The organism is Sebaldella sp. S0638, assembly GCF_024158605.1.
Lineage (GTDB): Bacteria > Fusobacteriota > Fusobacteriia > Fusobacteriales > Leptotrichiaceae > Sebaldella.
Genome location: NZ_JAMZGM010000005.1, coordinates 83862 through 105233 on the forward strand (window position 1 = coordinate 83862; position 21372 = coordinate 105233).

At 34.0% G+C, this 21372-nt stretch carries 19 protein-coding genes; 14 read left to right on the forward strand and 5 right to left on the reverse strand.

Going from position 1 to position 21372, the window contains the following annotated elements:
- Nucleotides 1–57 precede the first annotated feature (57 nt).
- The 4 genes from NK213_RS03010 (at nt 58) to NK213_RS03025 (ending at nt 4505) form a co-directional block, all read left to right on the forward strand.
- On the forward strand, nt 58–756 hold the full coding sequence (locus NK213_RS03010; RefSeq protein WP_253346535.1) for an N-acetylmannosamine-6-phosphate 2-epimerase: 699 nt from the start codon (nt 58–60) through the stop codon (nt 754–756).
- A 14-nt stretch (nt 757–770) separates the two neighbouring features.
- Nucleotides 771–2384, forward strand: coding sequence for a PTS transporter subunit EIIC (locus NK213_RS03015; protein WP_253346538.1), 1614 nt, complete (start codon nt 771–773; stop codon nt 2382–2384).
- Nucleotides 2385–2559: 175 nt separating this feature from the next.
- Complete coding sequence (locus NK213_RS03020) at nt 2560–3549, forward strand: hypothetical protein (protein ID WP_253346540.1); 990 nt, start codon at nt 2560–2562, stop codon at nt 3547–3549.
- A gap of 107 nt (nt 3550–3656) precedes the next feature.
- Nucleotides 3657–4505: a MurR/RpiR family transcriptional regulator gene (locus NK213_RS03025; RefSeq protein WP_253346543.1), complete on the forward strand. Its 849-nt coding sequence runs from the start codon at nt 3657–3659 to the stop codon at nt 4503–4505.
- 306 nt (nt 4506–4811) lie between these two features.
- On the opposite strand, the gene NK213_RS03030 is transcribed toward NK213_RS03025, so the two are convergent.
- The 5 genes from NK213_RS03030 to NK213_RS03050 form a co-directional block, all read right to left on the reverse strand.
- Nucleotides 4812–5525, reverse strand: coding sequence for an ATP-binding cassette domain-containing protein (locus tag NK213_RS03030; protein WP_253346544.1), 714 nt, complete (start codon nt 5523–5525; stop codon nt 4812–4814).
- A 37-nt stretch (nt 5526–5562) separates the two neighbouring features.
- Nucleotides 5563–6321 (reverse strand): ABC transporter ATP-binding protein, encoded by a 759-nt coding sequence (locus tag NK213_RS03035; RefSeq protein ID WP_253346546.1) that lies wholly within the window; start codon nt 6319–6321, stop codon nt 5563–5565.
- A gap of 4 nt (nt 6322–6325) precedes the next feature.
- Complete coding sequence (locus NK213_RS03040) at nt 6326–7348, reverse strand: branched-chain amino acid ABC transporter permease (protein ID WP_253346547.1); 1023 nt, start codon at nt 7346–7348, stop codon at nt 6326–6328.
- Nucleotides 7349–7357: 9 nt separating this feature from the next.
- Nucleotides 7358–8254 carry a branched-chain amino acid ABC transporter permease gene (locus NK213_RS03045; protein ID WP_253346577.1) on the reverse strand — a complete coding sequence of 299 codons (897 nt, stop codon included), beginning with the start codon at nt 8252–8254 and terminating at the stop codon, nt 7358–7360.
- 101 nt (nt 8255–8355) lie between these two features.
- On the reverse strand, nt 8356–9501 hold the full coding sequence (locus NK213_RS03050) for an ABC transporter substrate-binding protein (RefSeq protein ID WP_253346549.1): 1146 nt from the start codon (nt 9499–9501) through the stop codon (nt 8356–8358).
- A gap of 693 nt (nt 9502–10194) precedes the next feature.
- On the opposite strand from NK213_RS03050, the gene aroF reads away from it, so the two are divergent.
- The 10 genes from aroF (at nt 10195) to treP (ending at nt 20612) form a co-directional block, all read left to right on the forward strand.
- Nucleotides 10195–11217, forward strand: a complete 1023-nt coding sequence (gene aroF / locus NK213_RS03055; protein WP_253346551.1) for a 3-deoxy-7-phosphoheptulonate synthase — start codon at nt 10195–10197, stop codon at nt 11215–11217.
- A 71-nt stretch (nt 11218–11288) separates the two neighbouring features.
- Nucleotides 11289–12137, forward strand: a complete 849-nt coding sequence (locus NK213_RS03060) for a prephenate dehydrogenase (RefSeq protein ID WP_253346553.1) — start codon at nt 11289–11291, stop codon at nt 12135–12137.
- Between the two features lie 189 nt (nt 12138–12326).
- A complete protein-coding gene (locus tag NK213_RS03065; RefSeq protein WP_253346555.1) occupies nt 12327–12911 on the forward strand; it encodes a GNAT family N-acetyltransferase in 585 nt (194 codons plus the stop codon).
- Nucleotides 12908–13972 carry a 3-dehydroquinate synthase gene (gene aroB / locus NK213_RS03070; RefSeq protein WP_253346557.1) on the forward strand — a complete coding sequence of 355 codons (1065 nt, stop codon included), beginning with the start codon at nt 12908–12910 and terminating at the stop codon, nt 13970–13972. Before NK213_RS03065 ends, aroB begins: the two co-directional genes overlap by 4 nt.
- 15 nt (nt 13973–13987) lie before the next feature.
- On the forward strand, nt 13988–15262 hold the full coding sequence (gene aroA / locus NK213_RS03075; RefSeq protein ID WP_253346559.1) for a 3-phosphoshikimate 1-carboxyvinyltransferase: 1275 nt from the start codon (nt 13988–13990) through the stop codon (nt 15260–15262).
- 36 nt (nt 15263–15298) lie between these two features.
- On the forward strand, nt 15299–16000 hold the full coding sequence (locus tag NK213_RS03080; RefSeq protein WP_253346561.1) for a trypsin-like peptidase domain-containing protein: 702 nt from the start codon (nt 15299–15301) through the stop codon (nt 15998–16000).
- Between the two features lie 96 nt (nt 16001–16096).
- The gene (locus NK213_RS03085; protein WP_253346563.1) at nt 16097–16942 is read left to right on the forward strand and encodes a hypothetical protein; all 846 of its coding nucleotides are present in this window, start codon (nt 16097–16099) and stop codon (nt 16940–16942) included.
- Nucleotides 16943–16967: 25 nt separating this feature from the next.
- Entirely contained in the window at nt 16968–18068 is a 1101-nt protein-coding gene (aroC, locus tag NK213_RS03090; protein ID WP_253346565.1) for a chorismate synthase, read from the forward strand.
- A 48-nt stretch (nt 18069–18116) separates the two neighbouring features.
- Complete coding sequence (locus tag NK213_RS03095; protein WP_253346567.1) at nt 18117–19079, forward strand: LacI family DNA-binding transcriptional regulator; 963 nt, start codon at nt 18117–18119, stop codon at nt 19077–19079.
- A 60-nt stretch (nt 19080–19139) separates the two neighbouring features.
- Entirely contained in the window at nt 19140–20612 is a 1473-nt protein-coding gene (gene treP, locus NK213_RS03100) for a PTS system trehalose-specific EIIBC component (RefSeq protein WP_253346569.1), read from the forward strand.
- Nucleotides 20613–21372 lie beyond the last annotated feature (760 nt).

Genomic DNA, 21372 nt, shown 5'->3' on the forward strand with positions numbered 1-21372 from the left:
AACAAAAATTTATTTTTACAATAAAAAAAGGAACAAATTTCCAAAAAAGGAGAGAATATGAAAAATGAAGAAGTGATGGAGACTTTGAAAAAGAACCTTATTGTTTCATGTCAGGCACTGGAGGATGAGCCTTTGCACAGCTCGTTTATCATGGGAAGAATGGCTCTTGCTGCCAAAGAAGGCGGAGCCAGCGGAATCAGGGCAAATACCGCAGAAGATATAACAGAGATAAAAAAAATAGTAGACTTACCTGTAATAGGGATAATAAAAAAAGAATATCCTGATTCCAATGTTTATATAACACCTACAATGGATGAAATAGATGCTCTTGTCCAAAGCGGTGCCGAAATAATAGCATTAGACGCAACTCTGAGAATGAGACCAAAAGAAACAGAACTGAATGATTTTTTCAAAAAAGTAAAAGAAAAATATCCAAAGCAGATGTTTATGGCTGATATTGCTACAACAGAGGAAGCTGAAAATGCTGAAAAATTAGGATTTGACTTTGTAGGAACAACGCTTCACGGCTATACAGAGAATACAAAAGATCAAAATATAGCTGATGATGATTTTAAATTTTTGAAAGATGTAATGGCTTCAGTATCTGTTCCTGTAATAGCAGAAGGAAAAATAGATACACCGGAAAAAGCCAAAAGAGTATTGGAACTCGGTGTATTTTGTGTAGTAGTGGGCGGGGCAATAACAAGGCCTCAGTTAATAACTAAAACGTTTAGTGATAAAATAAAAGAAGTATAATTTAGGAGGAAATCATGAAGAGTATATTTTCTGTTTTACAAAAAATAGGAAGAGCTTTTATGCTGCCGATTGCGATATTGCCGATGGCAGGTATTTTACTGGGGGTAGGAGGTGCTTTTACTAATCCTACGCTGATTCAGACATATAATCTTAATTTTTTAGCAGAAGGTACAATAATGAATAAAATTTTGATTTTATGTTCTACTGTGGGTTCATTGGTATTTGCAAATCTTCCATTGTTATTTGCAGTGGGGATAGCAATAGGACTTGCGAATGTTAATAAGGAAACAGCAGCATTGTCTGCAGTTCTGGGATTTTTAATATTCCATACTGTAATAAATCTTGTATTAAAATTCATGGGAATAACACCAGACGTAGTAGCAGTGGATTATCTGGTGCAGGCTGGTAAGAGTATAGCAGAAGCACAGGGGATAAAAGCTTCATATGCCAGCGAGCTTGGAATATTTACATTGCAGACCGGTGTATTCGGCGGAATTATATGCGGTATGGTTTCAGCTTATCTTACTAACAGATTTTCAAATGTTTCACTGCCTGACTATCTGGCATTCTTTAGTGGAAACAGACTGGTACCGGTAGTTACAATACTTATTTTTATTCCGATAGGGGCAATATTTCCGTTTTTCTGGCCGGCAGTATTCAGACTTATAGTAAAAGCAGGAGAGGCATTTTCGGCTATGGGATATCCAGGAACATTCCTATACGGATTCTCAATGAGACTTCTGAATGTATTCGGATTACACCATGCAATCTACCCGTTATTCTGGTATACACCGCTTGGAGGAGTTTTGGAAGTCGGGGGAAGAATGGTCGAAGGAGGACAGAATATCTTCTTTGCACAGCTTGCAGATCCTACTGTAACACACTTTAGTGCTAATGCAACAAAAACAATGACTGGGGGATTCCTGCCAATGATGTTCGGACTTCCGGCAGCAGCACTGGCAATGTACAGAACAGCAGATTTTAAAAATAAAAAAATAATAAAAGGTATATTGGTTTCAGCAGCACTGACTTCATTCTTAACAGGTATTACAGAACCGATAGAGTTCACATTCTTATTCGTGGCACCGCCGTTATATCTGATTCATGCAATACTTGAAGGACTTTCATATATGCTTATGCAGATGCTGGATGTAGCTGTGGGAATTACATTCTCAAGAGGACTTATAGATTTTACTTTCTTTGGCCTCCTTCAGGGAATATCAAAGACATCATATCAGTGGATTTTGATTTTAGGGCCTGTATACGCAGTAGTATATTATTATGTATTCAAATTTATGATTATAAAATTCAATTATGCGACACCGGGAAGAGAAGGTGCCGAAAATAAACTGTATACAAAGAAAGATTATCAGGAAAGAGCCGGAGAGGATAAACTTCTAACTGATATAGTAGATTCTTTGGGAGGAATAGAAAATATACAAAATATTGACGCATGTATAACAAGACTTAGAGTCAGTGTAAAAGATGAGGCAAAAGTATCTGATGACAGCAGATGGAAAGAATTAAATGCAAAAGGTGTAATACGTTCAGGTAAAGGGATACAAATAATATATGGAACACAGGCAGAAATCTATAAAAATAAAATAAGAAAAAAATATAATATATAAAAAGTTTAATAAATATTGTCAGTGTAAAATTTAGAGCAAGTGCTTAAAAACACTTGCTTTATACTATTTCATTCAAAGCAGCCTGTAAACAAAAACTTTACAAACTTCAAGTTTTATTGTAATATTATTTTGATAGAAAAGAATATATAAAATAATAAAAACAGGAGGAATAATAATGAAAAAAGTATTAATTTTAACAGCTGTAATATCAGTGTTATCAGTTGCAGATGATATTAAGGAATTAAAATATAATACTGGTTATGCAGGAGGAAATATGGACAGTTCCAGATTACAATACAGTCAGTTTATAAATGAACTATCTGGAAAAATTTCTCTTGATGATGAGTGGGCAGGCCTAATGTTTAATTTTGATGTAACAAAACGTAATTTTTATGATACAAATCAAGATGCCGGCGGAGATACGTGGGATACGGATTTTAATGTTATGAAAACACAAATAGTTGGTAATATGGCTATGGAATGGACACTGGGATTTAAATACGGAAATTCGGATAATTTGAAAATAGGATATCTGGACGGATTAATTCCTTTGAAACAGCTAAACGGACATGGATATGAGTTCTACTTCGGTCCTACAATGGCTTTCAAGATCTTCGGACAACAAGCGGCAGTTACACCAAGAATAGTATATTATAATGATTCTGATAAGTATACCAGAGATTATAAGGATCAGGGAACAGAAGGTGTCGGAGGAGATTTCGATATAGCTGTGGGAGGGCCGATAGCAGAAGGTAAGTTCGGAGGGCTGACATATGGTGTTCAGCTGAATAACCATTTGAGAAAGCCGACGAATACTAAAGGAACAACACCTGATAAAGAAAACTCAATATATTTGAACTACATGATGCTGCTTACTTATTCGACACCAAGATTTTACGGTTTTGGATTTGATCTGAATATAGTTAACCAATGGGAAAAGTTTACAGGGGATAGTCAAAGAAACAATGGTTTTTATGTATCGCCTAAGCTGCTTTATACACACACTTTTGATACAAAAATAGGAAAATTGACAGTAAACCCTTATGTGAGTTATAATGTAGTGGACGAACAGCACAGACAGATAAAATATAAAGATAAATTTTTTGATTATGACGGAAATAAAGAGCTGACAGGAGGTATCCAGTTTAGTCTGGATAGAGAATAAATAAAAAGGATACTGCCTAAATGTTATTTTTAGGCAGTATTTTAATAAAAATTCCAAAATCATCACATACAGTTTTATTTCCTGATAAATAAGGAGTTGAAGAAATAATGAAAGTATTGGATGATAATTTATTTAATAAAATCAATAGTTTGAAGAAGAGCTTTACTGCCTCTGAGACAAAAGTATTTAACTATATCGAAAAGAATCCTGAAAATGTGGTATGTATGAATATAAGAGAACTATCAGATGCAATAGAAACCGGTGAAACAACAATTATCAGATTTTGTAAGAAAACAGGGTTCAAAGGTTATAATGACTTCAAGATATCGCTGGTCAGCAGTCTCAGCAAAGAAAAGCAGACTAATAAACATAAGATCGATATCCTCGCAGATGAAAACTATAATTCTATAGCAGAAAGTATCTATAATAACTCGTTTAATGTGCTGAAAGATACCTTGAGCCTTATTAATAACGAAGTACTGGATAAATGTATAAATCTTATTAATAGTGCAAGACATATAGAGTTTATCGGAATAGGGCATTCGAATCTTACTGCACAGGATGCAAAGTATAAATTTCTGAGGATAGGAAAAAGCGTTGCTGCACATTCTGATCCGCACTTATTTAAGATGGCTGCATCTATCTCAGATAAAGACGATGTTATCTTGGGAATATCACAGACAGGTGAAACAAAAGAAGTAATAGAATCATTGCAGAGCGGTAAAATGAGAGGTGCTAAGACCATAGCAATCACAAATAATGATAAAACAGAGATTACCAAATATGCAGATTATGTCTTGCTGAATGGTTTTAATGAGGAGCTTTTTGAGACAGGATCATTTTCTGAAAGGATGTCTCAGCTTTTTATTATAGAACTTTTATATCTGGGAGTGCTTTCCAAGAATAAAGATAAGGCTATGGAACTAAAAGATCTGACAATAAAAGCAGTAACATAAATTTTTTAGCATGGAAGTATCGTATTTATAATTATTATCATTTTTTTGTTTATACAAATGAAAAAGGGAAGAGAATATTAAACTGAAAATATAATAGAAACAAATAATGTAAAATATACAATAGAAAAATCAGACAGGACGAAATTAATGAAAAAAAGGGCTGATACTAGTTTTAAACGAGGCACAAAAGGAAAAATACAGATTTAAAATGGGGGAGATCATATCGTTCGGTGTTTTTTATGACAGATTGAAAAAGATTACAACAATATAGCAACAAAAAAAGAGGCCGTTTTTTGCCTCATTTTTTTATCCGCCTAAATAAGCTTTTTTAATATCTTCATTATTGGCAAGTTCATTAGCGTCACCAGACATGATTATTCTGCCGGTTTCCAGAACATAAGCCCTGTTTGCTATAGATAAAGCCATATGTGCATTTTGTTCAACAAGAAGTATTGTAACATTATTTTCCTTATTTATTTTTTCTATATTTTTGAAAATTTCCTGAACCAGAATAGGAGCCAGCCCCATAGAAGGTTCATCCATAAGAAGCAGTTCCGGACGTGACATCAAAGCTCTTGCTATAGCGAGCATCTGCTGTTCTCCGCCGCTCATAGTACCTGCAAGCTGCTTTTTTCTTTCCGCAAGTCTTGGAAACATATCAAATATATTGTTAAGGTCTTTTTTTATTTTATCTTTGTCGTTTCTGATATAGGCTCCCATCTCAAGATTTTCCATAACAGTAAGATTGGTAAAGATTCTTCTGCCTTCAGGAACATGTGCCATACCCAGACCAAGGAGTTTATGAGCCTCTTTATTGGTAATATTCATACCGTTTAATGATATTTCACCGGACTTAGGTGTAAGCAGCCCGGAAATAGCATGAAGGGTAGAAGTCTTACCGGCACCGTTGGCACCTATAAGAGTAACTATTTCACCCTTTTTTATTTCAAATGATATGTCTTTTATGGCATGAATGGCACCGTAATAAACATTTAAATCATTTACTTCTAAAATATTCACTTATTTTCCTCCTAATTAAAGTGTCAAAATGGAAATATTATTCTCCGAGATAAGCTGTTATAACCTCAGGATTATTCTGAATTTCCACAGGCGTACCCTGTGCAATAATTTTTCCAAAATTCAACACATACAGTCTTTCACATATTCCCATTACCAGATCCATATCATGTTCAATAAGTAAAATAGCAATTTCAAATTTATCCCTTATCAGCTGAATAGTTTCCATTAATTCTTTTGTTTCCTGAGGATTCATTCCTGCAGCAGGTTCATCAAGAAGCAGCAGTTTCGGACTGGTTGCCAGTGCTCTTGCAATTTCCAGTTTTCTCTGCTGACCGTATGAAAGATTCCCGGCTAATACATCAGATACTTTATCAAGATCAAATATTTTCAGAAAATCCAAAGCTCTTTCATCAGCGCTTTTTTCTTCTTTCCAGTATTTAGGAAGTCTCAGGGTAGCTGTAAGTACAGAATACTTCAGACTGCTGTCCAGAGCCAGCTTAACATTATCAAGAACGGAAAGATTCTTAAATAATCTTATGTTCTGAAAAGTTCTCGCCAGACCGAGGTTTATGATCTGCGGGGTAGAAAGCTTTTCTGTCTCTGCACCGTTTACTCTCACACTGCCGCTGGTAGGCTTATAAACACCGGTTAAAAGATTAAAAAGTGTAGTTTTGCCGGCACCGTTCGGCCCTATAAGTCCGATTAATTCTTTATCGTTAAGTGTTATGTTAACATCGTCAACTGCTTTTAGTCCTCCAAAGGATATACATAAGTGCTCCGTTTCTAATAAAGACATATATTTACCCCTTTCTCGCTTCATTTTTCTTTTTTCCTGAAAAAAGTCTTCTTATAATACTGCTGATCTTTAATTCACCAGTACCCAGAAGTCCGCTTGGTCTGAATATCATAATGAAAATCAATACCAGTGCGTAAAAAGCATATCTTCCCTGCTGTACATACATTCCGATATTTGAAGGGAAAAAATTTGCAAAACTTCTTAGTGATTCATTCAGAATTGTAAGAAGCGATGCTGAAACGATAGCACCTGTAATACTTCCAAGACCGCCTAAAACAACCATTACCAGTATATCAATAGAGAATACAAAGTTAAACTGGAGCGGTTCCAGAGTGGGGTAGCTGTGTGCCAGAAGAGCACCGCCTACACCCGCGAATAAAGCAGATACCGTAAAGCCGAAAAGCTTTATTTTATTGATAGGAATTCCTATATTTTCTGCTGCTATTTCATCTTCTCTTATGGAAAGAACAAGTCTTCCGTATTTTGAGGTCATCATCATGGTTATAATAATAATAGAAACTACAACAATCCAAAAAATAGATGTAAATGTAGTAATCTGCGGGATTCTTCTTATTCCTGCTGCTCCTCCCAGAAAATCAAGGTTTTGGATAGTGAACTTTATCATCTCGCCGAATGCAAGTGTGATTATTGCCAGATAGTCGCCTTTTAGTCTGAGAATAGGGATACCTACAAGGAACCCGAATAAAGCTGCAAACAGACCCCCTATAATACAGCCCAGTATTAATCTCACAGCATCGTTAGGTACAGAAGTAAACACATATTTTGTAAACATGACACTGCTGTATGCTCCCACTGCGATAAATCCCGCATGACCCAGACTCAGCTGTCCCATAAGTCCGACAGTAATATTCAGACTTACTGCAAATAATACATAAATAAATATATTACATAAAATAGTAGAGTAATAAGAATTAATCTGTACTATAATCTGTAAAAGGAAAAATAAAATCACGATAAGCACAGCAGAGAGTATATATGTCAATTTTCTTATATTTTTTTTATCCATTTCTCTCACCTATACTTTCTCTTTTATATTTTTACCAAGCAGTCCGCTGGGTTTAAATACAAGTATCAGAATAAGAATTCCGAAAACTATAACGTTAGCCCATGTAGACGAGATATAAGCTTTGGAAAAATTCTCTATAAGTCCCATAAGATATCCGCCGATCATGGCTCCGGGAATACTTCCGATACCGCCGAATACCGCCGCGATAAATGCTTTCAGTCCCGGCATCATTCCCATATATGGTTCTATTTGTGGATATGTAAGGCTGTAAAGAACTCCGCCTAATGCACCAAGTGCAGAACCAATAGCAAAAGTAATGCTTATAGTAGAGTTAACATTGATTCCCATAAGTCTTGCAGCGTTATGATCTTCAGAAACAGCTCTTGTAGCTTTTCCTAATTTTGTATTTTTAATAAAGAAGTTCAGCACAAGCATACAGATAATAGTAGAAAAAATAGTAACCAGTGTAAGATAACTAATTCTGATTGATCCTATATTAATAGTAGCACTTGAAAGATAAAAAGGAATTTTATCCTGCGGTATAACCTTGGAATCAGCTCCCTGAAATACGAGAAAAACACTTTCCAGAAAGAAACTCACACCGATTGCCGTAATAAGTGCCGAGATTCTTGGGGAATTTCTAAGGGGTTTATATGCAAGACGGTCAATAAGCACACCCAGTAATGAACAAACAATTACAGATACTAGGATAGCTACGATTAAAGGCATATTGTATTTGGTTACACATGTAAAAGCCGTATAGGCGCCAACCATTAATATATCGCCGTGTGCAAAATTTATTAGTTTTACGATACCGTAAACCATTGTATATCCAAGAGCAATAAGTGCATAAATGCTTCCAACCTGTAATCCGTTTATCACTTGCTCAAGGAAAGTTTTTAAAATACTCACGTTATTAATTCACCTCATTTTAAAAAGTATAAAAGAAGATAGCATAGCTATCTTCTGTAGTAATACCCAAATAATTAAATTTATTGTTATAATATTTACTCAGCTTTTTCTTTTAGAGTTAATTTACCATCTTTGATTTCGATAATATCAGCTATTTTCTTAGGATCATTATTTTCATCAAAAACGAGTTTACCAGTAACAAGCTCTAAATCAGTAGCTTTAAGTGCATCTACCAATGCATCTGATGAAGAATCTTTTGCATTTTTAAGAGCATTTACGATAATATCAACAGTATCATAACCTAAAGCAGCGAATAAAATAGGATCTTTTTTATATTTGTCGTTATATGCTTTTATGAAATTCTGAACAAGAGAACTTTCATCATTAGCAGCATACTGGCTTACAAATAATGCACCGTTAGTAACAGCTGCAAAGTTAGTCTGAACTCCGTCCCATCCGTCTCCTCCTAAATACTGTGCAGTAATACCAAGTTCTTTTGCCTGTGTAGCAATAAGACCGATAGTTTCGTAGTAATCAGGAATATAGATAGCATCTACATTGGCATTTTTTATGTTAGTAAGGATAGATTTGAAATCTTTGTCTTCTTTAGTATAAGAACTTTCTATGATTTCGGCTCCGCCTTTTTTAGCTTCTTCTATAAACGACTGTGAAAGTCCTGTAGAATAATCATCTGATTTATTAGTAAGCACTGCTATTTTTTTGAACCCTTTTGCAGTAGCATATCTACCCATTACAGCACCTTGGAAAGGATCAGTAAAAGTAGTTCTGAATACATATTTTTTTCCGCCTGTTATGTCAATGTTAGTTCCAGTAGGACTAATCATAGGTACTTTATCTTTTTCAGCAAGTTCTGCAATTGCATTTGACGGAACAGAAGTAACTGCTCCTATAATCATATCTACTTTATCGTTAGAAACCAGTTTTTTATATGCATTAACAGCTTCTTTAGCATCACCTTTGTCATCTACACTGATAAGTTCCAGCTTTTTACCGTTTATTCCACCCTGAGCATTAATTTCCTCAATTTTTAATTCGATTCCCTCTTTAGTGGCTATTCCATATTGGGCAACGCCTCCTGTGAGCGGTCCGATGAAACCTATCTTAACGACAGTTTTTTCCTCAGTTTTTGTTTCGGTACCGGCAGCAGCTGTATCAGCTTTTTTCCCGCAGCTGACTAAAGTCAATGTAGCTATAGCCAGTAATGAAAATAGCTTTTTCATATAATTCCTCCTCATTTAAATATATAATTTTATTTTAATCTGAAATTTTAACAACAGAAAATTTTACTGTTTAAATCTATTTGAAAACATTAAGATAAAAATTCAAATTGTTAGCTAATTATAACATTAGTTTATGTATACGAAAAATATTTAATATTTATCCTATTATTTATTTTTTAAATGATTGTGCAGTTCTTCAATTTATATTAGAGATTTTTAGTAATTACAGTACATTTGAGCATAGTAAAAATATCCGGATGAAAAAAATAAACATAAATAACATTTATGTTTGGATTCTATAAAATATGTTTTTGAGATTGTTGACTTTGTGATAGTGGATATGTTAATATTAATCATACTTCAAATGTGTGTCTGGATAATTCCAACTGCACAGATGCAGAATTGCAGAAGTATAGTAGAATTTATTTGAGTAGGATAGTAGGATAGTAGGTAATTACAAAAAAAATTTTAAGTAGAAAAATGTAGGATTGCATGAAATAAAATTATTTTTAGTTTCTGTGCAATAAGTAGGTACTTAAAAGAGGGCTTCATTTTATAATGTATTTTCAATAAGCCTTAGATTTGTGTTAATTACTCAAAAATATTAATTTTATTAATAAATATCCTAGCTCTCTATATACTGCATTAGAGAGTTTTTTTAAAACAAAAAATACTAAAAAACAGGAGGCAATTATGATTTTAAAAGTAGACGGAAAGATCCCTAGAGAAATGCTGGAAAGACTGATAAAAAAATTGGAAGAGGACTTAAATGTAGAAGTATATCCCACAATCGGCAAGGAGTTTACCATATTGGGCCTAGTCGGAGATACAAGTGTTATTGATATAAAGCATGTAAGTTCTTTTGAATATGTAGTCGATGTACAGAGAATTCAGGATCCGTTTAAGAGAGCCGGGAGACATTTCAAACCTTCAGATACAATAGTAGAAGTAGGCGGAAAAGTAAAAATAGGAGGAAATGATCTTGTAATGATGGCTGGTCCGTGTTCTGTAGAAAGCGAAGAGCAGGTTATGACTATAGCAAGAGCTGTGAAAAAAGCCGGGGCAAATATGTTTAGAGGCGGAGTGGTAAAGCCAAGAACATCACCTTATGCATTCCAGGGAATGGGTATGGAAGGTATAAAAATCATGAAAAAAGCAAGAGAAGAAACAGGACTTCCTATAGTATGCGAAGTTATGTCCATAGAGCAGCTTCATGAATTTGGTCCTCATCTGGACATGATACAGCTTGGAGCAAGAAATATGCAGAACTTTGATTTACTGAAAGAAGTAGGAAAGACTAATATACCGGTTCTTTTGAAAAGAGGACTTTCAGCAACTATAGAAGAGTGGATTATGTCAGCTGAATATATAATGGCAGGCGGAAATGAAAATGTGGTGTTATGCGAAAGAGGAATAAGAACATTTGAAACAGCATACAGAAATGTACTTGATCTTAATGCTGTTCCTATGCTGAAAAGCAAAACACATCTTCCGATTGTAGTAGATCCTGCACATGGAACAGGAAAATGGTGGATGGTAAAAGATCTGGCAAATGCCGGAGTAGCAGTAGGAGCACATGGTCTGATGGTGGAAGTTCATCATAAACCGGAAGAAGCTTTTTCAGACGGACCGCAGTCATTGAAACCTGAAAAATTCGAGGAACTAATGACAGATGTCCAAAAAGTAGCAGAAATTTTTGGAAAGAAATTTTTTTAGATTTTTAGGATGCCTCTCTCATTAAAGTTTTTTTTGAGAGAGGTAAATAATATATACGGACAGGAGACAGAATGAGACTGGAAGAAATTACAGTAACTGTAGTAGGTCTGGGAGTTATCGGCGGCTCATTTGCCGAAGGGTTGAAAAAAGCCGGAGCGAAAAAGGTGTATGGAATAGATAATAACAAAGATACTATAAAAAAAGCTGTAGAATCAGGAATAGTGGACGGGGCATTTGAAGATGGGAAAGTGCCGCTTCCTGAATCAGACCTTGTAATTATTTCGCTGTATCCCGAACTCCTTGAGAAATTTATACTGGAGAATAACGGGAATTTTAAGGAAAATAGTATTATTACAGATGTTACTGGTATAAAAGAAAAAGTTCTTCTTGAAGTAAAACCCAAGCTGCGGAAAGACGTTGATTTTATTCTCGGACATCCAATGGCAGGTAGGGAAAAAAGAGGGATAGACTATGCAGACAGCAATGTATTCAGAAATGCTAATTATATTCTTATAAAAGACGGCAATAAGGAAGAAAATGTCAGTCTGATGATGGAAATAATAGAAAAACTCGGATTTAAGAATGTGAATTATCTGGATGCAGGGGAACATGACGAGATCATAGCCTTTACCAGTCAGCTTACACATGCTATAGCTGTTTCGCTTATAAACAGTGATGATAATAAATATGATACAAATAAATTTATTGGTGACAGCTACAGGGATTTAACAAGAATTGCAAAAATAAACGAAGATTTATGGGCTGAATTATTTCTGGGGAATAAAGAAAATCTGCTTTTTATGATAGATAAATTTGAAAAAAGACTGGATATTTTGAAAGATGCAATTAGAGGTGAAGATATAGAGACTTTGAAAAAAGAATTCAGGGAATCATCAAGCAGAAGAGAGAAAATTACCTGATTTTTTTTGAAATATATTTGTGAAAAAGTTATTTTTGATAGAATATGCAGATAATTTACAGGTATAAACCTGTGATTTTAAATAATATATATGTAATATTCCCGGGATAAAATTTTTAAACAAAGCATGTTTTGTGTTATAATAAAATCGTAAAACATTATCTTGGACAATTATGGAGGTTAATATTTTATGGCTGAATTTTATAAGAAAATTATCGGGGAAAGATGTTACCTTAGTCCGATAAGCATGGAGGATGTGCCTAAGTATACAAACTGGCTGAATGATTTTGAAGTAGTGATGTCTACTACATTATACAGCAGAATTGTAGATGTGGAAGCAGAAAGTGAAGCGCTTGCCGAGCTGAAAAAAGGGTATCATTTTGCAATAAGGCTGAATCAGACAAATGAACTTATCGGAAATATAGGACTGAATGATGTTGATTTTTTGAACAGGAATGCTGAACTGGGGATTATTATCGGCAACAAAACATATTGGAAACAGGGTTACGGGAAAGAATCCATTGAGCTTTTACTGGATTTTACATTTAATATATTAAATATGAAAAATGTTTATCTGAAAGTATTTGAATTTAATGCTCCGGGAATAAAACTTTATGAAAAAACAGGGTTTAAAATGGCCGGCAGGCTTAGAAAGGCTCTGGAGATAAACGGAAACAGATATGATCTTATATTTATGGATATATTAGCCGAAGAATACAGGTCAGTCTATGTAGATAAGGTATTTACCAAAAGATTTGGAGTTGGGAAAGAATGAGGGAACTACATGTTAATCTGGGAGAAAATTCTTATGATATTCTTTTTGGCAGTAATCTGCTAAAAAATCTTCCGGAATATATAAAGCGAGTTTATAAAGGAAAGAAATTATTTATAATAACAGATAATAATGTGGAAAAATATTATAGAAAACAAATGGAAGAACTGCTGAAAGATTATGATTTCACTTTTTATATTCTGGAAGCCGGCGAGAAATCAAAAACATTGGAAAATGTATCGAAAATATATAAAGCAATGATAAATGCCGCTTTGTCCAGAGATGACCTCGTGGTTGCTTTCGGCGGCGGAGTTACAGGTGATATAGCAGGATTCGCAGCTGCCACTTATATGAGGGGAGTTCCTTTTATACAGATTCCCACTACATTACTGTCACAGGTAGACAGCAGCGTGGGAGGAAAAGTCGGTGTGGATCTTGAAGAGGGGAAAAATCTGGTAGGTGCATTTAATCAGCCGAAGATAGTTTTAATTGATACATCTGTATTAAAGACTCTTACAGACAGATATTTTTTTGACGGTTTGGCGGAAGTGGTGAAGTATGGCTGCATATATGATGAGGAACTGTTCTCTCTTTTGGAAGAATTGAAAAGCAGGGAAGAAGTAATGGAGCATATAGAAGACATATTATACAGATCATGTGATATAAAGAGAGAAGTAGTGGAAGAAGATGAGAAAGAACATGGTCTTAGAATGATACTGAATTTCGGGCATACTGTAGGACACGGACTGGAACAGTATTATAATTATGAAAAATATACCCACGGGGAAGCAGTATCTCTGGGAATGGCAGAGATATTAGAGACCGGTGAGATAGAAGGAATAACTGAGAAAGGAAGTTTTGAGAGAACGAAAAAACTTCTGGAACAGTTTCATCTTCCTGTAGAGGACAAATATAACAGAGAAGATGTACTAAAAATCATGAAAAGAGATAAGAAGAATAAAAAGGGCGAAGTGAATTTTGTAATGATAGAAAAAATAGGTAAGTGCAAAATAGTAAAGATAAGTGAAGATAAGATGTATGATTTTTTATATAAAAACAGATAAAATGGAGGAAAAAACTTGGAGATAAAGATTATACCAACAAAATTAAGAGGTGAAATTAATATACCGCCGTCAAAGAGTTATTCTCACAGAGCAGTTATAGCAGCTGCACTTGCTGATGGTGAAAGCCGTATAGGAAACCTGAATTTTTCTGTGGATATTCAGACAACAACAGATATAATGAAAAATTTTGGTGCAGTAATAGAGCAGGGTGAAGATTACCTGAAAATAGAAGGAAATAAAGGGAATGTAGTAATAGAAAATAATTATATCCAGTGTAATGAGTCAGGATCTACAATCAGATTTATAATCCCTATTGCTTTAAGCAAAAATAACGGACAGCTCACAATTGACGGAAAAGGAAAACTGGTAGAGAGACCTTTGGATACATATTATAAAATTTTTGATAAACAGGGAGTAGAGTACAAAACTACAAACGGAAAACTTCCGTTATATGTGGAAGGAGAGCTTAAGGCTGATACATTTGAAGTAGAAGGTAATATCAGTTCACAGTTTATAACAGGTCTTTTGTATGCTCTGCCGCTTTTGGACGGAGATTCGGAAATAATAATAAAAGGTCCTTTGGAATCTAAGGGGTATGTTGATCTTACGCTTAAAATACTGGAAATGGCCGGAGTAGAAATTAAAAATAATAATTATAAAAGTTTTCAGGTAAAAGGAAATCAAACCTATAAAGAATTCGACTATACAGTGGAGGGCGACTATTCACAGGTAGCTTTCTGGATAGTAGCCGGTATATTAAGTGAAGAAATAAACTGTAAGAATGTGTATAAAGACTCGCTTCAGGGAGACAGGGCAATAGTGGAAATAGTACAGAAAATGGGAGCAAATCTTGAAATAAATGATAAGAATATAAAAGTTTTTCCCGGAGAAACAAAAGGGACAGTAATAGATGTATCACAGTGTCCGGATATAGCTCCGATACTTACTGTACTTGCAGCTTTGAGTGAAGGGGAGACAAGAATAATAAACGGTGAACGTCTGAGAATAAAAGAGTCAGACAGAATAACTTCCATGAGAACTGAGCTGAATAAGCTCGGGGCTGATATAAAAGAAGACGGGGATACTCTGATAATAAACGGTGTAAAAGAATTAGAAGGCGGAGTGGCTGTAGACTCGTGGAATGATCACAGAGTAGCAATGGCACTGGCAATAGCTTCCATAAAATGTAAAAATCCTATTCTTATCACAGGTGCAGGTGCAGTGAGAAAATCTTATCCGAATTTCTGGAATGACTTTGTGAGTATGGGCGGAAAAATTGGGGAGATTTAAATTTTTTGTAAAAATAAAGACTAAAAAAGAGGTGTCATGGGAAAAATAATATATAGTTTTTTACTTATAATATTAACAGGAAATTTTATTTATGCTGAAAATATTAAAAATACAGATTTCGAAAAAAAAGTATTGAAAAGAAAACAAATACTGCTGACTAATGAGATGGAATATAAAGACGGTCAGTCTTCAAATGGAGCATCAGCATTTCTAATACATTATAATGGAGAAATATATGCTGTTACAGCAAAACATCTTTTAGGAAAAGCAATGGGAATAGTGCCGGAAGTATTGCCTTCAAATTTTAACAGCGAAATAAAAGAATGGACTCTTTTTAGAAGATACAGTCCAAATGAAAAACTGACAGTAAAAAAATTAATATCAGAAGATGATAATATGAGTAATGATGTAATTCTTTTTCAGATAAACGAGATTCCAAGGAAAACTCCCCCATTAAAGGTAAGTACAGAAAAGTTAATAGAGAATAAAAAATATTATTTGATAGGATGCCCGTATAAAGAAACCACATGTAATCAAAATATTTATAGAATATCTTATAAAGAAAAACAACATAATATGGAAATTTTTACTTTGGAATCAGAACTTGAATTATCTGGTTTCAGCGGGGCTCCAATAGTGGATGAAAAAGGAGATGTAGTATCAATACTTGTAGCTGGATGGGCAAATAACACAATAGGAAGCATTGATCTAAGAACAGTTTTAAAAAATATAGAATAAGAACAGGTAAAATAAAAAAGTACGCTTGAAAATAAGAATGTCATAAAAACAGGTTACGAAGAAACGGTATTAAATTATCAATTTAAGGGGAAAAATATGAATAATTTAAAGACACTTATGGAAAAAAGCAGAGAAAAAAAGGCACTTGATGAATTTATCGGAGCGGTTTATAAAAAAGACGGTGAAGTAAAGTTTCGTTTTAGAAAAGATTATGAGAAGCTTTTTGTTCCCGCCGCACTATATGATGAATTTCTGGGCGGAAAAAACTATGACGGTGTAATTGCATTTGTCATAGAAAGTCCTCATATACATGAATTTAAGATCGATATCAGCTTGTATCCCGAGGGAAGGTATAATGCAAGACCGCTTAACAATCCCAGTACAAAAAAATATCTGAAAAAGATGGTGGAAGGGCCTTTGAAAAACTTTTTTTCTGACAGAATAAAAGAAGGAGAAATCTATCTGTTTCTCATAGTGAACTCTGTACAATACCAGTGTTCTCTGGGAGAAAAAACCGATAATTACAGGGATTTACTCTTTGTGGCAAACTGGATGAAAAACTGCAGAACAGATTTTTTGGATAGAATAAAGCAATATTCACCTGATCTGTATGTAAATTCATGTACTAAAGGAAGTATAAATAAAAAATTTTTAATGGATAATTTTAAGCTGGATATTTCAGCAGATAAAAACAGTCTTTTATGTGCAAAAGAAACAAAGGGAATACTCACTTTACAGGATATTGTGGAGTCTGCCTTAGAAATAGAAGGTATGATAAATAAGGGGAATTATCTGAAATATAATCATCCAAGCTATTTTGTATATCAGGAAGCAAGGGGAAACGGGAATATATTTTATCCTGCACCAAAATTTCTTGATGAAAACAGTATAATATATTTTGGAAAACAGAAAAAAACTGGTGATAATCCGGGATTATTCTAACAAGAAAATAAACAGGAGGTAACAAATGAGCGCAAACTGGGGTAGAAACTACAGAATTTCTATTTTCGGAGAATCACACGGAAAAGCTTTAGGTGTAAATATTGACGGAATACCTGCCGGAACAAAACTGGATCTTGATTTTATCAAAGAAGAAATGCAGAGAAGAGCACCGGGAAAATCAGAATTCTCCACACCAAGAATAGAAAAAGATGAATTTGAGATACTAAGCGGGTATATTAATGAACTCACTACAGGAACTCCTTTATGTATGATAATAAGAAATACAGACCAGAGATCAAAGGATTACTCGGAGCTTGCTCAGAAAATGAGACCGGGACATGCTGATTACAGCGGTTTGATGAGATATAAGGGATTTAATGATATAAGAGGAAGCGGACATTTTTCCGGTAGAATAACAGCATCAATTGTATTTGCGGGAGCAGTGGCAAAATTAATTCTTAAAGAAAAAGGAATACATGTCGGAGCTCATATAAAAAGCATTTTTGATACAGAAGACAGAGAATTTGAGGATAAAGACAGAAATCCGGAATCTTTTGACAATTTGAGAAAAGAATTCCTTCCCTTTTTAAATAAGGAAATAAGAACTTCTCTGGAAAATAAAATAAGAAAGATAAAAGATGAAGGTGATTCTGTGGGCGGAGTAGTGGAAATTTCCGTGATAGGAATGCCCGCTGGTGTTGGAGATCCTTTCTTTAATTCGCTGGAGAGCGAACTGGCTTCTATGATGTATTCGATACCGGCTGTAAAAGGTCTTGAATTCGGAGCGGGGTTTTCCATTGCAGAGATGCTTGGCTCAGAGGCAAATGATGAAATGTATTTTGATAATGATAAAAATCTAAAAACTTTTACTAATAATAACGGTGGGATAATTGGCGGGATTACAAACGGGGAACCTGTGAATTTTAAAGTTGCAATAAAGCCGCCGGCTTCTATCAGTAAAAAGCAAAAAACAGTAAATATAGTAACTAAGGAAAATACAGTTCTTGAAGTAACAGGAAGACATGATCCTGTGATAGTTCCCAGAGCTGTGGTGGTTCTGGAATGTGCAACAGCTATTGTAATGCTGGACTGCCTTCTTGAAGCTGAAAAAAACAGGGGATTATAATATTATTTAGTTCTGCACTAGAAATCTATTTTTTAAAGAGGTAAGAAAATGAAAAAAAATACCATATTGGATATAGCTAAATTGGCGGGGGTCAGTAAATCGACAGTTTCCAGAGTCATTAACAATGAATCGGGCGTAAAAGAGGAAACTAAGATAAAGGTTTTGAAAGTAATAAAGGAAAATAACTTTTCCCCTTCCAAAAGTGCAAGAGAACTAAGGGGGATAAAAGTAAAAACATATGGAATACTTGTTACAAGGCTGGATTCCAATTCAGAGAGCCAGGTCGTGAGAGGTATTACAAAAGAACTTTATAAAAATAACTGTGATTATCTAATATTGGAAAATCAGTTTTCTGTGGAAAAAACGAAACATTTTGTGGACACTCTCCTGAAAAGAGATGTTGATGGTTTTATAGTATTTGCAATTGCCAATGAAAAATATGATTTTCTGAAAGATACCGGGAAAAGAGTAGTGCTTATAGGTCAGGATGTAGGAGGGTTTAACTGCATTGTATATGATGACTATAATGCGGTAAAAATGGTATTGGATTATTTATGGAAATCAGGAAAAAGGAAAATAGCCTATGTAGGTGTTCATAGAAATGATCCCACTACAGGTGAGAAAAGATATAAGGCATATGAAGATTTTGTAAATATGAAAAAAATAAAAAATATTTCCGGATTTGGAAATTTTGAATATTATTCGGGATACGAAGTTGCTGAAAATATTAATGAAAATGATATTGATGCAATTGTGTGCGGGACTGATAATTTGGCACTTGGAGTAAAAGAGTATCTCAGAAAGAAAAATATAAATGATGTAGTGGTAACAGGAATCGGAAATAATAATTTATTAAGATTTTTAGATTCCAATCATACAAGTATAAGTTTTTCATACGAACAATCTGGCGAAAAAGCAGTTCAAATAGTTACAGACATAAAAAATACAAAAATTAATACTTATACATTTAAAGCTGAATTAATTTTAAATAATGTACTTGACAATTCCTGAAAATCAGGGTACATTATTATTGTTTAATGGGAACGTTCCCTGAATAAGGAGGATAAAATAATGAGTAAATATAGTGAAGAATCAGGAAAATTATTGGAATATATCGGCGGAAAAGAAAATATTATAAGTGTAACACATTGTGCAACGAGATTGAGGTTTGCTCTGGTAGACGATACAAAAGCAGATACTAAAAAAATCGGGGAACTCGAGACTGTAAAAGGAACATTTGTTAATGCAGGGCAGTTTCAGGTAATAATAGGAAATGATGTGGCGGATTTCTATAAAACATTTATAAGTGCCGCCGGGCTTGAAACAGCTTCAAAAGATGAGGTGAAAAAAGAGGCTTTGAAAAAACAGTCCTTTTTACAAAAAATGATTGCGCATCTGGCAGAAATATTCGTACCGTTATTACCCGCTATTATAGCAGGAGGTCTTATACTTGGATTTAGAAATATTCTTGGTGATATGAAAGTATTTGGAAACGGGACACAAAGTCTGACTGAACTGCACTCTTGGGCAGCAACATTAAATGATTTCTTATGGTGGTTTGGTAATGCTATTTTTCCATTCTTACCGGCATTGGTAGCATGGTCTACTGTGAAAAAATTCGGCGGTACAGAGGTACTCGGGGTAGTTTTAGGAATTATGCTTGTTTCTCCGGAATTTTTTATGAATGCATACCAGTATGGAAGTCTTGCCACTGATCACGCGGTATTAGCAGAAGCTTTGGAAAAAGGAAACTATATATGGCATATTTTCGGTCTTAATATAGCTAAAGTAGGGTATCAGGCACAAGTGCTTCCAGCGATATTTTCCGGGATTACACTTTGCTATATTGAAAAATGGTTCACAAAACGTGTACCTGAAATATTAAAGCTTGTGGTGGTACCATTTATGGCACTCTTTATTACAGGAATACTTACGGTTACAATAATAGGACCTGTGGCTAGAGAAATAGGGAACTATATTGCGCTGATATTTAAAACATTGATGCTTACACCAGGATTGAAGTATCTGGGAGGATTTGCATTCGGGCTTCTTTATGCACCGCTGGTAGTAACAGGACTGCATCATACGTTTCTTGCAGTAGACTTTCAGCTGATAGCAGATCCGACATTACAGGGAACCATGATATGGCCTATGATTGCATTAAGCAATATAGCACAATCTGGTGCAGTGGCAGCAACTTACTTTATATATAAAAAAGATAAAAAACAGGAATCACTTTCAGCTTCGGCAACAATATCTGCATGGCTTGGTGTTACAGAGCCGGCGATGTTCGGGGCGAATTTAAAATATATGTATCCTTTTGTGGCAGCTATTACAGCTTCAGCGATAGCAGGATTAATTTCGGCAGCTTTCGGCGTGCTTGCAGGAGGAGTAGGGATAGGGGGACTGCCAGCTATTCTGGCAATAAAGGCGCAGTATTGGCCTGGTTATATTATTGCTATGGCAGTAGCACTTTTTGGGTCATTTTTTCTGACTTTCGTTTTTAAAGGAATATATGATAAAAGACAGGGATTAAATAAGTAAATGTAGCGTTTTTAGAATTATTTGAAGCAGTTTGTGTACAATTATAAAAGTATACAGACTGTTTTTTTATTTCATATACATATATTTGTAGAACATTTTTTTGTTTTTGTGTATATATTTAAATTTATTATAATTATTTATAAATGTTATATAATGTTAATTTTTTTAATTAATAGAAAATAAAAGTAAAATATTTTCAAAATGATTATTTGAAATACTCTTTTCTTAAAATATTTATATCAAATATGTTCTACAATTTTAAATATTAAAAATGTTATAAAATATTTTTTTAAATAAACTTATGTTTATGATGAAATGTTAGTATTTTAAGTATATAAATAACTTTAAATAAGATCCTATCTAATGTTTGTACTAAAAATGATGTAAAAAATACTATAAAAAAATTTTACAATAAAAATTTAAAATAAATTGATAAAATATGTTGAAAATTGTGAATTTTTTTGATAAAATCTTAATGCAGATAAAAGTATAAATTTTATCTACATAATTCTATTTGTGTTTAATTATTTATAATTATGATTTTTTTATGTAAATAATATATTAAATTTAATTAGAAAAGGGTTTTGAAAAAAATAGTATCTCAGCTAAATAAGATTTTATATGTCAGATGAGTAAAACTGCTTTATGAAATTAAATATACAGCTGGGGAACTAAGACGAAAATTAGACCAGTTATAAAATGTCAAGGAAAAAAAGAAGAATTTTTAAATAAAAAAATGAGTATCACAAAATAGACAGCA